This is a genomic window from Sphingopyxis sp. BSNA05 (assembly GCF_013265645.1).
Classification (GTDB): domain Bacteria; phylum Pseudomonadota; class Alphaproteobacteria; order Sphingomonadales; family Sphingomonadaceae; genus Parasphingorhabdus.
Map to the genome: position 1 here is coordinate 21384 of NZ_PYIA01000097.1, position 13838 is coordinate 35221.

The following is a 13838-nucleotide window of genomic DNA, read 5'->3' on the forward strand; positions in this document are numbered from 1 at the left end:
TCGATTTTACAAGCATTTCGGGACGGTTACGTCGCTGACAGGTGCAACAGCGCCGTTGGCTAGCCCGGATTCCAGTCGCCGCGGCCGGCCATCCACAGGCTGATCGCAGCCAGCGCGGCGGTATCGGCGCGCAATATGCGCGGGCCGAGCGATACCGGCACCGACTTGGGCAGGGCACGGATCATCTCGTTCTCCGCGTCGGTAAAGCCGCCTTCGGGACCGATCAGGATTGCCGCAGGGCCTTCATGGGCAACCAGTGCCTTGCGGAAGCTACCTTCTCCCGATTCATGGATGCGTTCGTCGGCGAAAAAGATGGCGGTCGGCGGGCCATTGTTCGAGCATATCGGTCAATTTTATCAGCGGATCGAGCGCGGGCAGGGCGGTGCGCTCGCATTGTTCGGCTGCCTCGATCATATGGGTGCGGAGCTTCTCCGGCTTGATATTGTGGCTCTGAGTGCGTTCGGTCTGCACCGGGATCATCTTTGCCACACCCAGTTCAGTGGCCTTTTCCGCAATCCAGCTGAACCGGTCCTTCTTAATCGGCGCGCTGCACAGCCAGAGGTCGGGAACGGCTTCCCGTTCACGCGTTTTGCCGTTCACCAGCAGGATGAGATCGCGCTTGCCCAGCACCGAAACATGGGCGAGATATTCGCCGCTCCGATCGTCGAACAGCTTCACCGGGTCACCCTGTTTGATCCGCATGACCTTGAGCAGATAATGGGCATGGCTGCCGTCGAGCCGGATTTCCGCGCCTTCGGAAAGTGCGAGATCGACATAGAGGCGCGGGGCGCTGTGCGGGGGATAGGCGGGCGTGGCGGGCATGGGATGGTGTTTAGCGCGGGCTTTCATTCTCGTCATGCTGAATTTATTTCAGCATCTCTTGCGGAAGACAGTTCTTGTGCGGGGGAGGTCCTGAAACAAGTTCAGGATGACGAGTTATAGAAGTTCAGGATGACGAGCCGGGGAAATGACGATATGCGATGATCATGTCCAGCCAGCCAGATCATATCGTCCCCGATTCCGAACATAAGGGCATCGTTGGCCTGCTGCCGGCTGCGGCGCGGCCCTTTGCGCTGCTTGCCCGTTTTGACCGCCCGATCGGTTGGTGGTTGCTCTTTTGGCCCTGCGCCTGGGGCGTGGCGCTGGCCGGCGGCGCGATCGAGCGATGGGACTTGCTGCTCTGGCTGCTGCTCGGTTCGATCGCCATGCGCGGCGCAGGCTGCGTCTATAATGATATTGTCGACCGCGATCTCGACCGTCAGGTGGAGCGCACCCGATCGCGGCCCTTGGCCAGCGGGGGCACGTCGCTGCGGGCAGCCTGGATCTGGCTCGGCATATTATGCCTGATCGGGCTCACCGTCTGGTTCCAGCTCAACATGACCGCCAAACTGGTCGCGCTGGGCAGTCTCGCCCTGGTCGCCGCCTATCCGTTCATGAAGCGCATCACCTGGTGGCCGCAGGCGTGGCTGGGGCTGGTGTTCAGTTGGGGCGCCTTGGTCGGCTGGCTGGCCATTCAGCCGCAATTCCAATGGGCGATGCTCTTGCTCTATCTTGGCGCGATATTCTGGGTGATTGGCTATGACACGATCTACGCGTTGCAGGACCGGGAAGACGATTCACTGGTCGGCATCCGGTCCAGCGCGTTGCGGCTGGGCGATAATGTCCGCTCCGGCGTGCTCGCATTCTACCTGATCGCGCTTGCCAGCTGGGCGGCGGCATTCTGGCTGCTGCGTCCGCATTGGCTGGCCTTGGTGGCTTTGGTGCCGGCCGGATTGCATCTTCTGTGGCAGGTTACGACCCTGAATAGCAGCGACGGCGACGATGCGCTGGACAAGTTCCGGTCCAATCGCTTTGCCGGTTTCCTGATATTTCTGGCCTGTCTGGTTCTCGGTCAGGCGGGCTAGCCGCAAAAGAAATTGCATTGCGTTTCGCAACCCTTGCGGGTTATGACGCTTAACCGCACAGTTAATCCAACGCCCTGCTTCCCGGAGATATTTGCATGAAGAAACGCCGCCTGGGCCGAAGCCCGATATATGTTTCCGAAATCTGCATGGGCACGATGACCTTCGGCAGCGGCGCCGACGAAGCGATGTCGCACCGGATCATGGACGAATCGGTCGAGGCGGGGATCAACTTTTTCGACACGGCGGAAAATTACCCGGTGCCACCCAAGCCGGAATGGGCCGGGGAAACCGAAAAATCGTCGGCCGCTGGATGAAGGGCAAGGATCGTGACAGCCTGATTATCGCGACCAAGGTTTCCGGTCCCAGTCACGGCTGGATCGCTTCGGCGCAACGCGCTGGCATGACCGCGCTCGACCGTCACAATATCGTCAAGGCGCTCGACGACAGCCTCAAGCGGCTGCAGACCGACTATATCGATCTCTACCAGACCCACTGGCCCGATCATGGCACCGCTTATGACGAGACGATGGAAGTGCTCGACGAGGAAATCCGCAAAGGCAAGATCCGCGCGATCGGCTGTTCCAACGAAACGAGCTGGGGCCTGATGAAATCGCTGGAAGCGTCCGAGCGGCTGGGCGTCACCCGCTATTGCACGATCCAGAATAATTTCAGCATGAACAATCGCCGGTTCGAGGATGAACTGGCGCAAGTGTGCCGTCAGGAAGGGGTCAGCCTGATCCCTTATTCGCCGCTCGCCGGTGGTGCCTTGTCGGGTAAATATAACGACGGGGCGACACCGGAAGGTGCGCGCTTCTCTGCCTATCTCAAGCTTGGCGGCCGACAGAAGAAAATGGCGGAACGGTTCGTCAATCCCAAGTCCGAGGAATCGACGAAGCGGTTCATGGCCATAGCCGAAGAACTGGGCGTCGCTCCGGTGACATTAGCGACAGCCTGGTCGAAACAGCATGATTTCGTCGCTTCCACCATCGTCGGCGCGACGCACACAGATCAACTGCCGGAAATATTTGCCGCCGCCGATCTAGAACTCAGCCCGGAAATGATGAAGCGCATCTACAAGATCAGCCGGGAAATCATGTATCCGATGGGCTGACCGGCCGGCACCAATGCAGAAAGACTACTTATGAACCGTTTCCTCGAACATTGCGGCGCAAAATATCCGATCGTGCAGGCACCAATGGGCTGGATCGCCCGGTCACAGCTGGCTTCGGCTGTCTGCAACGCTGGCGGGCTGGGCATTATCGAGACCAGTTCGGGCGAGACTGAAAATTGCATGGCCGAGATCGAGAAGATGAAAGATCTCACTGACGCCCCCTTTGGCGTCAATCTGCCGATCATGTTCCTGAAAGACCCCGCGATCCTGACCCGGGTATGCGAATCCGGCGTAAAATTCGTGACGACCTCTGCCGGTAGTCCGCGCAAATTTGTGGGGCCGCTGCAGGAGGCGGGCATAGTTGTATATCACGCTGTGCCGACCGTCGCTGCGGCCATGGGCTGTGTCGAAGCGGGTGTCGACGGCCTGATCGTCGAAGGCGCAGAAGGCGGCGGTTTCAAAAATCCGGAGGAAGTCTCAACCCTGGTGCTGCTGCAGGCGATCCGCCGGCAGACCGATATCCCGATGGTTGCCGCTGGCGGAATTGCAGACGGCAAGGGCATGGCGGCGGCTTTTGCTCTGGGCGCTGAAGGCGTGCAGATGGGCACCCGCTTTGTGTCGAGCGCCGAAAGCCCGGTGCATATGAATTACAAGCAGGCGATACTCGATGCCAAGGAAACCGGCACCTATGTGCTGAACAAGAAAGCCTCGCCCTGCATCCGCGCGCTGAAAACCGAGCGGACGACGAAAATCCATGAAGAGGGCCTGATGCCGGCGGACACGTTCAAGGGCATCATGGACGTCTATTTCGGCGGCGATATGGAGGCCTCCGTCGGGCTGGCCGGGCAATCTTCCGGTTTGATTGACGAGGTAAAAACTGCCAAACAGATTATCGAAGAAACGGTGACCGAATTTTTCGAAATCACCGCAAGATTGGGCGCGCTAGCGGCCAGCAGAAGTTTCTAGAAACATAGAAGAGAGGAATATCCCATGAGTCAATTTCCCGACGCAAAGCAATTGTTCACCACCGTCACCGAAGACGGCAAGTCGATCCTGTCGATCGAGCCCTATGACGTGCCCGAACCCAGGGAGCATGAAGTCGTGGTCCGGATGGAAGCGGTCCCGATCAACCCGTCCGATCTCGGCCTGCTGACCGCAGCTGCCAATATGGACAGCGTCCGCAGCGACACCGTTGACGGGCATCCGGCGCTGGTCGCGGACGTAGAACCGGCGATGCAGCCTTTCTTCAAGGGGCGTGCCGGCAAGAAACTGGCCGCCGGTAACGAAGGCGCTGGCACGGTTGTGGCCGCCGGTTCTTCCGACGCGGCACAGGCTCTGATGGGCAAGACCGTCACCATTGTGGGTGGCGAAATGTATCGCACCCATCGCGTGATGCCTGCCATGATGTGCGTGCCCCTGCCCGAAGGCGCACCGGCCAAGGAAGGCGCTTCGCTGTTCGTCAACCCGATGACCGCGCAGGGCTTCCTCAACACGATGCGGGCCGAAGGCCATGAAGGGCTGGTCCATACCGCTGCTGCTTCCAACCTCGGCCAGATGCTGGCCAAGCTCTGCCTTAAGGAAGGCGTGCCGCTGGTGGCAATCGTCCGCAGCGACGCCCAGAAGAAGATCCTCACCGATATCGGCCTGACCCACGTCATCGACAGCACCAAGGACGATTTCATGGAGCAGCTGATTGCGGCTCTCGCCGAAACCGGCGCGACGCTCGGCTTCGACGCCATCGGCGGCGGCAAGATGGCCAGCTATATCCTGACGGCAATGGAAAAGGCTGCGGCAGTGCGTGGCGCCGAATTCAGCGTCTATGGTTCGACCGTCAACAAGCAGGTCTATATCTATGGCCGTCTCGACACCGGCGAAACCATCCTCGGCGGCGGTCTCGGCCTCTACTGGGGCGTCGGCGGCTGGCTGCTCACCCCGCATCTCGAAAAGGTCGGCGGCGAACGGATGATGGAAATGCGCATGTATACCGTCGAAGAGCGCAACGGCATCTTCCACAGCGACTATTCCAGCGAAATCAGCCTGATGGACATGATCGATCCGGACATCGCCAAGGGTTATGACAAGAAGGCGACCGGCGAGAAGGTGCTGGTCAATCCCAGTCTTTAAGACATAGTGGCATTGCTCTCGTCATCCTGAACTCGTTTCAGGACCTCGGGCGTCATTGCACAATTTAGAATATGAGCGCTCCTCTTCCTTCAAGAAGAGGGGCGTTTGCTTTTGAGGGTGCTATGCCGGTTGGTTTGTGCGTTCAACGACCACCGGAACACCCTCATCCAACTGCGGCTAACCAGCAGAGCTGGCAAACCTCCGTATCCTTCTCCCTTGAGGGAGAAGGGCTTTATCCGAATAGCATTGCGATGCGGGATGTGATCAGTCGCCAGAAGAGCTTTGGTCCGACGTCCGGTAGCTTGGCGCATCGTCGGGCAGGGGCAGGTTGGACTGTCGGAACTGCGTCTGGGTCCGCATTTCGACCGGCGGGATATCGCCCGCGAAGCGCTTTGCATAAGCCGAGGTCCAGTGGCCCTTTGCAAATTTCAGGAACATCGCGCTGTTGCAGCAGGAAGCGACCATGCGCCGGGTCGGGGCGTCGGGTGCATTCTGATAGGCTTTCAGAAGCTCGACGCCTTTGACACAGGAGAACCGGTCGTCGCGATAGGTCAGATAATGGGTCCCGCCATCCTCTTCGGTGACCTTGTCTGCACCGTCCAGCGCCTCCAGCATCGCCGCTCCCGCCTGGCAGTCATCGCAATAGCAGACACCGCTCAGGATCGGGCGGCCGATAGCCTGACAGTGGACTTTCCCGCATTGGCAGGTAGAGATAAGGGTCGTGTCAGCCATATTGCGGAGATTAGCGAAAAAGCAGCAATCCGTCACCCCGGACATGATCCTGGGGCCGGAGCGACAATGCGCCATTGTGGTGCTTGCCGCTCTGGATCCTGAAACGAGTTCAGGATGACGAGCGCCTCTCCCCTGAGCAGATCAGCAAGATTATTCTGCGATATTTGGATTGCACGGTTGATTGTGCCAATATCATCGCGAACCAGAGCGAGGGCGAACAATTGACCGACTATAAAGTCAGCTTCAACTATCAGCAATCCACCGGTACGCCAGCCGCGACAGTCGGCTCATCACCCGAAAGTCGGGTGATAGAATTTCTCTGCGATCCCGCGCTCGCAGGCCGGATTCCACCGCCAGAGCGGGCGATCCGCTTTGCCCCGGACTGGTTCAAGCGGCTCGAGCGGGAAATGGGCGTGCCGGATGCGCATGGCTTGCCGGGGCTTACCGCGAAAGCCTGCCTGCCGATGACCGATGCCTTCTCGCTCGGCTTTGTCCTGCCGTTGCCGTTCGATGTGCAGCTGCGCATTCCCGAAGACCGGGTGTCGATCCAGATGGGCTGGGCCGAAGATGTGCCCTTCCAGCCAATCGAACAGCATCACCCGGCGCAAATCGGGGCGCCGGAGCCGCCGTTCGAAAGCGTCATGCCGCTGAAGTTTATCAATCCTTGGCGGATCAGCGTGCCCGATGGCTATTCGGTGCTGTTCACCCAGCCGCTCAGCCGGCCGGACCTGCCGTTCACCTGCTTTTCCGGATTTGTCGACTGCGACCGGTTCGACGCACTGGTGAACCTGCCCTTTGCCTGGACGGGGCCGACGGGCGACCATTTCCTGCCCGCCGGAACCCCGATCGCCCAGTTGCTGCCGATCCGCCGCGATACGATGGTCAAGCAGGGTGTGGCGCGCGCTTCCACAGAGGCCGAGCTGGCCGAGCAGGAAGCGGCACGCCACCGCAAATATACCGAGGAATCGGCTTATGCGAAGGATAGGCGGGTGAAGAAATAAGCTAGCTATAGCTCACCACTTCCCACTCGATGCCGTTCCAGTCGAAGAAATAGAAACGCCGGCCGGGTTCGTAATCGCCATGATTGAATGGTTCGAGGCCGGCCGCAGCGACTTTCGCCTCCACCGCATCCAGATCATCGACGGTCACACCGATGTGATTGAGCGGTTCGCCCTTGTTGAACACGGGATCGGCCGCACGCACATCCGGATTGGTATAGAGCGCGATATATTGCTCATCGGTACCGACGTGGATGGTGTGGCCACCCAACATTGATGGCCCCTCCCACCGGATATGCCAGCCAAAAAGATCGTGCAGCAGGGCGGCGCTCCGTTGCGGGTCGCTGACCGTGATATTGGCGTGTTCGAGTTTTCCGTTGGTCATTTTTCATTTCCTTTCTCCGTTGTTGAATGGTCGATCCGCCAGGGCGGAAAGCGGCGCTTGTCGCCGCCGTAAAACAGGCAGACGGGATTGCCCGCCGGATCGCGCAGCCGCGCTTCGCGCCAGCCCCAGCTCTGGTCTGTGGGCTGTGTTTCGAAGGCAATTCCTGTGGATTGCAGCTGGGCGACAGTGTCATCGAGGTCGTCGCATTCGAAGTAGATCATGGTTGTCGGCGAACCGATCTTCTCGACCGCGTGGATCGAGAAGGTCTCTCCCGAAGCGTCTCGAACCGGGCATAGCGCGGCGGGCTGTCGACGATCTGGGTGAGGCCAAGGCGGCGGTAAAATGCCACCGACCGGTCATAATCGACGCATCCCACGGTGACCTGATTGAGTTTCATACTGTATTCCTCACAAGTTTGACTGCACTTCACTGGAAGACTTGGAAGCATGTTCGCCTTCTCGCGACCGGGCTTCTGAGCCCGCCAAATCTCCATGCTTGCGATTCGTACAACCTCAAGCTAAGTTGAGGTCAAGATATTATTTTCCTCCCCATTGCGCAGCGATGGGGAGGTGGCAGTCCGGAGGACTGACGGAGGGCCCTCCACCATTCTGCGGATGGTCCCCCTCCCCATGCTGTGCACAGGGAGGAAAGAAAGGAGACAGAATGACCGCAACCAAAGCCCTGACCATCGGCGCGCTCGCCGCTCGCACTGGCCTGTCGGTGTCGGCCATCCGGTTCTATGAGGAAAAGGGGCTGGTCGAACCGTTCCGCTCCGCCGGCGGGCAGCGTCGCTTTCTGCGATCGGATATCCGCCGCCTGAGCTTCGTGCTGATCGCCCAGCAACTGGGCCTGAGTATCGGGGAAATCCAGCGCCAGCTTGCCGGACTACCCCATGGCCGCACCCCGACCCAGGCCGACTGGACGCGGATCAGCAAGGCGATGCGCGGCGTGATCGATGCGCGTATCGCCGAACTGGAGCGCACCCGCGACCGGCTCGACGGCTGCATCGGCTGCGGTTGCCTGAGCCTGAAGAAATGCGCGCTCTATAATCCCGAGGACCGTGCAGGACTGAAGGGGGCGGGGCCGCGTCTGGTGCTTGGCGACTGAATCGGCCTGCATTGCCGCATGCTGCCCGGCGCCGGATTTTTGCATAGCGCCGGTTCAGGCACGGGAACGCTTCGCGTTGCAACGCGTAACTAGATGCATGAAACACTCAAAACTTCTGGACCAGAATTGTCGCGCCAGACGACAGGAAGAATTGCAAGACGCCATCGCGTCGATGATCTCCCAACCGCAATTTCCGTGCGTCGGGGCGAAGTCAGCGCTGGCACGTGACAATCTGAAGGTGATTGCCGGGCATAGTCTCGACAGCAATTGGGACGATTTGCAAATCCATCGGGAACTGCTCGCCTGGGCGAGTGAATATCGCAATTCGTCGGAAGGGCTGCGCAGTCTGGCCGTCATATTCGACGGGCCGACCGACCTGTCGGAAACCGAGTTCGAAAAATTATTGTGGGAACGGATACAATCGATGGCGGACAAGGACGCATGGCGCGGCCAGAACTATGACGAGCGGGTGAGCCCGGATCCCGACGATCCGCATTTTTCCCTCAGTTTTGGCGGCGAGGCTTTTTCGTGATCGGCCTGCATCCCAACGCATCGCGCCCGGCCCGCCGCTTTTCCAATCCGGTTCTTGTCTTCAACCTGCATGACCAGTTCGAGCAGCTGAGAGAAATGGGCCGCTATGACAAGATGCGCAAAACGATCTTGGCGCGGGACAAGAAGCTGGCCGGGGACATCAACCCGATGCTGGCGAAATATGGCGAGTCCAGCGAAGCGCGCCAATATAGCGGCCGGCTGGTCGGTGATGACTGGCAATGCCCCTTTCACGATCGGCGCAGCCTGTGAGCAGCTTTCGCATAGCGCCGCGCTCCGGAGTCGCATTCCGTCTGCGGAAAGGCGAATTTCTTGATGTGATCGATCCGGAGGGCGGGCAGGTCTCCGACTTGCTCGCCTTCAACGGCGAAGATGTCCGGGAGGTCATTTCCAATGGCCGGACCTTTGATTATGAAGAAACCATCCAGCTGACCCAAGGCAATTGCCTCTGGTCCAACCGGTCGCGGCGCATGCTGACCATCGTTGAAGACACGGTCGGATCGCATGACTTCCTGCTGACTCCGTGCAGCGAGGATACTTTCCGCCATTTCTATCCCGACAAACCGGTGCATCGTGGATGTTTCGGTAATCTGGCAGAGGCGCTGGCGCCTTTCGGTGTTGAACGGGATGCCATTCCCTGCGCGTTCAACGTGTTCATGAATGTTCCGGTCGAACAGGCAACGGGGAAGCTCGAGGTTCTGCCGCCGACCAGCAAGCCGGGCGACCGGCTGCGGTTGCAGGCGGAGATGGATCTGGTGATCGGACTGACGGCCTGTTCGGCCTATGCGTCCAATGGCGGGACGTTCAAGCCCGTTGATTACCGGGTGTTGCCGAACGGCGTTGCACCAGCGCCGGAGAGCTAGAGATCAACGCTTTGCGTAATTTCCCGTTGATCAGGGCCTTCCAGCCACCGAATCCAAATCAACCGCCATTTGCGAACGGCGAAATCCCTTGCCGCTCAGCAGCTGTTTGAAATCGGCCATATTGTCGAAATGCTGCAGCTGCCGGTGATAATAATTTATATATTCCGCCACAGCCAGCGCGGAAGCCACGCTGGCGGTAATCCGGTCGCCCAATCCGCTGCTCAGATGGGGCTGGAGCCAAACCAGGACCGTTCCGCCGAGCGCGGCAATGATCAGCGCCAATATATAAGGACGCACGCGCAACAGTAACCTCAGCAGGGGCAGCGAATCGTGACCGACCGTGGTCAGCCGCAGATATTTGGTTCGCCAATAGCTCCGCCAATAGCCAGCAGCAGGATCATCGGCACCATCGCCGCATAGCTCGCCGGGCCCAGCCGGCCTTCGTTCAGCCATATCATGACCGCGGGAATCATGACGGCGGTGCCCGCTTCCATTTTCCAATAAGAAGCCAGACGATCGATAAGCTGTTGTCTGGCACCCGGGCTTTGGCTCATTCCGCCGCCAGCAATTCTTCGGCCGCGTTCAGGTCGACCGAGACCAGCTGGCTGATCCCGCGCTCCATCATCGTCACGCCGAACAGGCGGTGCATGCGGCTCATGGTTACGGCATTATGGGTAACGATCAGATAGCGGGTATTGGTCTCGGCCACCATCTTGTCGAGCAGGTCGCAGAAACGCTCGATATTGGCGTCATCCAGCGGCGCGTCGACCTCGTCGAGCACGCAGATCGGCGCGGGGTTGGTCAGGAACAGGCCAAAAATGAGTGCCACAGCGGTCAAGGCCTGTTCGCCGCCAGACAGCAAGGTCAGCGAGGTCAGCTTCTTGCCCGGCGGCTGCGCCATGATCTCGAGACCGGCTTCCAGCGGATCGTCGCTGTTGATCATTTCCAGATGCGCCTTGCCGCCGTTGAACAATGTCGCAAACAGCCGCTGGAAATGTCGGTCGACTTCCTCGAAGGCCGCGAGCAGGCGCTGCCGGCCCTCGCGGTTGAGGCTGCCGATCGAGCCGCGCAACTGGTGGATCGCCTCGTTCAGGTCCTGGCTTTCCTTCGTCGAAATTTCCCACTCGCCCTCGAGTTCCGCCAGTTCGTCGGCGGCGACCAGATTGACCGGTCCGATCCGTTCGCGGCTGAGGGTCAGCCGTTCGAGTTCTGCCGATTCCCCGGATGCATCGCCTACGGTGTCCTCATCAAATTCCAGCTTTTTGGGCAGCATGACGGCGGGACATTCGAATTTCTCGGAGGAGATCCGCCCCATTTCCATCCGGCGCAAATCCTGGTTCTCGGCGCGCGCCTTTGCACCGGCACGCAATTCGCGGGCCTGGCTCAACATTTCGCTGGCCTGGGTGAGCCGGTCTTCGTGATCGCGCTGCGCGAGTTCGGCGGCCTGCAACGCAGCATCCTTTTCGACGACCTTCGCATCGAGCGCATCCTGCTGTTCCGACAGTCTGGTAACTTCGACCTCGATCACCCGCGGGCGGTCGGCGAGATTCTCTACTTCCGCCTCGATCATTGCACCGCGCTTGGCCATTTCCTTCATCCGCGCCTCGGCTTCTCCCGAGCGATCCTGCCAGGATCGGATCTGGGCGCTGGCGACGGCTTTCTGTTCCTTTACCTGCGCCAGTTTCTGGTCGATCCCGGAGAGCGCAGCCTGCGAGGCCATGACCTGTTGCCGTGCGGCGTCGCGCTGGTCCTGCAGGGCTGCCCGCGCGCTTTCCTGTGCCGCGCCGTCGGGCTGGCCGGCGCGTTCTTTTGTGCGGCTTCCAGCTCGGCGAGGGCGGTCGCATTTTCCGCTTTCAGCGCGGCGTCGCGTTCGGCGAGGCTGGCGGTGCGTTTCTGTAACCAGGCCAGCGCTTCTTCTGCCTGATCGGCTTCGCGCAGGGCCTGGCGCAGGGCTTCTTCCGCTTCGCGTCGCGCGGTCCGTGCGTCTGCCAGTTGTGTTTCGATAGTCGATATTGCTTCGCGTTGCGCGGCCAGAGCGGTTTCCGCTGCGGTCACCTTGTCGGTTGCCGGTCCCAGCAAGTCCTGCAATTCGCGCAGCCGGTTGGCGCGGACCAGCCGCTCGGCGCTGGCATTACCATCGTCGCGCGCGACAAAGCCGTCCCAGCGGCGCAGCGCGCCCGCTCTGGTGACCAGCCGCTGGCCGACCGAAAGCAGCTGGCCGTCGTCGCTGTCCGCGACAAAAATCTGCGACAGGCGATTGTGCAATTCGGCCGGGGCCTGCACCCGGTCGAGCAGTCTCTCGGTTCCGGCGGGCGTGTCTGCGGAAGCGGCGATATCGGCGCCGCCCCAGAAGCGGTCGCCATCTTCGCCCACCGACGCCAGCAGATCGTCGCCCAGCGCCGCTGCCAGCGCGCGTTCATAGCCCGGTGCCGGCTTGACCTGATCAATCGCCTTGTTGGTGCTTTCAGCCTTGGACAGTTCGCGGTTCAGGGCGTCATGTTCGGATTGCAGCCCGGCCAGTTCGGCCTTCAGCGTGGCAAGACCGGATTGCGCGGCATCGCGGGCCGCGGTGGCTGCTACCCGCTGATCTTCCAGCGAGGCAATCTTGCCGCCGCTGCCGTCTGCCGCAGACTGAGCGGCTTCCCGTGTCGCAACCGCCTCGGCAAGACTTGCCTTGAGCTCCGCTTCGTCGCCCATTTCGGCGCGTTCGGCGTTCAGCCGCTCGAGTTCCACTGCCAGCCGGTCGTGGCGCGCCTGCGCGGCATCGACGGCGGCATTGGCGACCTTTATTTCCGCCTGAATGCGCGCTTCCTCGGCCACTGCCTTGGCCAATTCGACCTCCGCCTCGCTGGCTGCGCGTTCGGATCGTTCGACCGCGCGTTCGAGATCGGGGCGCTCGCCGGTGAGACTGGTGAGCTCGGTCGACAGGCGTTTCTCGTCCTGTTCCAGCCGGTCCAGCGCTTCCATCGCATCGCGGGTCAGCTGGTCTTCCCGGGCATTGTCCTCGTGAATCCGCTGGGCCTGCGCCTGCAGGTCGAGCAGTCGCGATTTCAGATTGTCGCGTTCGTTGGTCAGCGTCAGCAGCTGGTGGCTGGACTCGCTGGCTTCCTCGCGCGCCCGCTGTACCTCGGCGCGCAACAGGCCGAGCGCCTTGGCGCTTTCATTTTGCGCAGAAACGGCCGCCTGCTGTTCATTCTGTGCCGCGACAACCTTGGCTTCGGCGGCTTCGGCTTCGGCCTTGGCTGCATCGGAGGCGGCAGCGGCCTCTTTCCAGCGTGCGTAGATCAGCCGGCCCTCGACGAGCGTGATTTCCGCGCTCAGTTTCTTGTAGCGTTCCGCCTGCTTTGCCTGCCGCCGCAAATTGGCCGCACGCTGCTCCATATCGCCGAGAATATCGTCAAGACGGGCCAGGTTCTTTTCCGCTGCGCGCAGTTTCTGTTCGGCATCTTTCCGCCGGACGTGGAGGCCGGAAATGCCGGCCGCTTCCTCCAGCATTTCACGGCGTGCCTCCGGCTTGGAGGAAATGATATTGGATATCTTGCCCTGGCTGACCAGCGCCGGGCTGTGCGCGCCGGTGGCGGCATCGGCGAAGATCAGCGCGATATCCTTGGCCCGAACATCGGTGCCATTGGCGCGATAGGCCGAGCCGGCACCGCGCTCGATCCGGCGGACAATCTCAAGCTCGCTGTCATGATCTCCGGCGTGGAGCGAAGAGACGTCATTGGCTTCCCGCTCGGCGGTCAGCGCGACTTCGGCAAATTGCCGTTCGGGCCGGTCCTGGGTGCCGGCGAAAATGACGTCTTCCATGCCGCCGCCACGCATCGACTTGGCGCTATTTTCGCCCATCACCCAGCGGATGGCTTCCAGAAGGTTTGATTTGCCGCAACCATTGGGGCCGACCACCCCGGTCAGCCCTTTTTCAATGCGCAGCTCGGTGGGGTCGACAAAGCTCTTGAAGCCCGAGAGTCTGAGCTTCTTTATTTGCACGGAATTACACCCGTGCAGCCATTGTCAGTGAGCCTCTTCAAATCGCGCCCCCTCTTGCGACTGGTTCAGCGCCTACCG

General features: G+C 60.8%; 14 protein-coding genes and 3 pseudogenes. 9 read left to right on the forward strand and 8 right to left on the reverse strand.

Annotation, left to right across the window (positions count from 1 at the left end; translation table 11 throughout):
- Nucleotides 1–59 precede the first annotated feature (59 nt).
- Nucleotides 60–822, reverse strand: a pseudogene (locus C8024_RS11050) (16S rRNA (uracil(1498)-N(3))-methyltransferase).
- 164 nt (nucleotides 823–986) lie between these two features.
- Between C8024_RS11050 and ubiA the strand changes: the two are divergent.
- The 5 genes from ubiA to C8024_RS11070 all read left to right on the forward strand — a co-directional run bounded on the left by ubiA (nucleotide 987) and on the right by C8024_RS11070 (nucleotide 5139).
- Entirely contained in the window at nucleotides 987–1904 is a 918-nt protein-coding gene (ubiA, locus tag C8024_RS11055) for a 4-hydroxybenzoate octaprenyltransferase (protein ID WP_173205052.1), read from the forward strand.
- A gap of 95 nt (nucleotides 1905–1999) precedes the next feature.
- Nucleotides 2000–2218: an aldo/keto reductase gene (locus tag C8024_RS21625; RefSeq protein ID WP_254305817.1), complete on the forward strand. Its 219-nt coding sequence runs from the start codon at nucleotides 2000–2002 to the stop codon at nucleotides 2216–2218.
- Complete coding sequence (locus C8024_RS11060; protein ID WP_254305818.1) at nucleotides 2215–3015, forward strand: aldo/keto reductase; 801 nt, start codon at nucleotides 2215–2217, stop codon at nucleotides 3013–3015. The genes C8024_RS21625 and C8024_RS11060 overlap by 4 nt, the downstream gene beginning before the upstream one ends.
- A 30-nt stretch (nucleotides 3016–3045) precedes the next feature.
- The gene (locus C8024_RS11065) at nucleotides 3046–3981 is read left to right on the forward strand and encodes a nitronate monooxygenase family protein (RefSeq protein WP_173205055.1); all 936 of its coding nucleotides are present in this window, start codon (nucleotides 3046–3048) and stop codon (nucleotides 3979–3981) included.
- Nucleotides 3982–4005: 24 nt separating this feature from the next.
- Nucleotides 4006–5139: an NADH oxidase gene (locus tag C8024_RS11070; protein ID WP_173205058.1), complete on the forward strand. Its 1134-nt coding sequence runs from the start codon at nucleotides 4006–4008 to the stop codon at nucleotides 5137–5139.
- Between the two features lie 264 nt (nucleotides 5140–5403).
- Here the strand turns inward: C8024_RS11070 and C8024_RS11075 are convergent, their stop codons facing one another.
- Nucleotides 5404–5871, reverse strand: a complete 468-nt coding sequence (locus C8024_RS11075) for a GFA family protein (RefSeq protein WP_217272153.1) — start codon at nucleotides 5869–5871, stop codon at nucleotides 5404–5406.
- 221 nt (nucleotides 5872–6092) lie between these two features.
- Here C8024_RS11075 and C8024_RS11080 point away from each other — a divergent pair, with 221 nt between their 5' ends.
- Entirely contained in the window at nucleotides 6093–6872 is a 780-nt protein-coding gene (locus tag C8024_RS11080) for a hypothetical protein (RefSeq protein WP_173205061.1), read from the forward strand.
- A 1-nt stretch (nucleotide 6873) separates the two neighbouring features.
- On the opposite strand, the gene C8024_RS11085 is transcribed toward C8024_RS11080, so the two are convergent.
- The 3 genes from C8024_RS11085 to C8024_RS21635 are packed head-to-tail and all read right to left on the reverse strand — an operon-like array spanning nucleotide 6874 to nucleotide 7651.
- The gene (locus tag C8024_RS11085; protein ID WP_173205064.1) at nucleotides 6874–7254 is read right to left on the reverse strand and encodes a VOC family protein; all 381 of its coding nucleotides are present in this window, start codon (nucleotides 7252–7254) and stop codon (nucleotides 6874–6876) included.
- Nucleotides 7251–7475, reverse strand: a complete 225-nt coding sequence (locus tag C8024_RS21630; RefSeq protein WP_254305819.1) for a VOC family protein — start codon at nucleotides 7473–7475, stop codon at nucleotides 7251–7253. Before C8024_RS21630 ends, C8024_RS11085 begins: the two co-directional genes overlap by 4 nt.
- Nucleotides 7472–7651 carry a VOC family protein gene (locus tag C8024_RS21635; RefSeq protein ID WP_254305820.1) on the reverse strand — a complete coding sequence of 60 codons (180 nt, stop codon included), beginning with the start codon at nucleotides 7649–7651 and terminating at the stop codon, nucleotides 7472–7474. The genes C8024_RS21630 and C8024_RS21635 overlap by 4 nt, the downstream gene beginning before the upstream one ends.
- A 266-nt stretch (nucleotides 7652–7917) precedes the next feature.
- Between C8024_RS21635 and soxR the strand changes: the two genes are divergently transcribed.
- The 3 genes and pseudogenes from soxR to C8024_RS11105 all read left to right on the forward strand — a co-directional run bounded on the left by soxR (nucleotide 7918) and on the right by C8024_RS11105 (nucleotide 9773).
- Complete coding sequence (soxR, locus tag C8024_RS11095) at nucleotides 7918–8361, forward strand: redox-sensitive transcriptional activator SoxR (protein WP_100094026.1); 444 nt, start codon at nucleotides 7918–7920, stop codon at nucleotides 8359–8361.
- 172 nt (nucleotides 8362–8533) lie between these two features.
- Nucleotides 8534–9162, forward strand: a pseudogene (gene gntA / locus C8024_RS11100) (guanitoxin biosynthesis heme-dependent pre-guanitoxin N-hydroxylase GntA).
- Nucleotides 9132–9773, forward strand: a complete 642-nt coding sequence (locus tag C8024_RS11105; RefSeq protein WP_173205067.1) for a DUF1989 domain-containing protein — start codon at nucleotides 9132–9134, stop codon at nucleotides 9771–9773. The pseudogene gntA and the gene C8024_RS11105 overlap by 31 nt, the downstream one beginning before the upstream one ends.
- Before the next feature lie 30 nt (nucleotides 9774–9803).
- Here C8024_RS11105 and C8024_RS11110 read toward each other — a convergent pair whose 3' ends face one another.
- The 3 genes and pseudogenes from C8024_RS11110 to smc form a co-directional block, all read right to left on the reverse strand.
- On the reverse strand, nucleotides 9804–10076 hold the full coding sequence (locus tag C8024_RS11110) for a hypothetical protein (protein WP_173205070.1): 273 nt from the start codon (nucleotides 10074–10076) through the stop codon (nucleotides 9804–9806).
- Nucleotides 10077–10117: 41 nt separating this feature from the next.
- Nucleotides 10118–10327: a hypothetical protein gene (locus tag C8024_RS11115; RefSeq protein WP_173205072.1), complete on the reverse strand. Its 210-nt coding sequence runs from the start codon at nucleotides 10325–10327 to the stop codon at nucleotides 10118–10120.
- Nucleotides 10324–13760: pseudogene (smc, locus tag C8024_RS11120) on the reverse strand (chromosome segregation protein SMC). Before smc ends, C8024_RS11115 begins: the two are co-directional and overlap by 4 nt.
- Nucleotides 13761–13838: the final 78 nt, after the last annotated feature.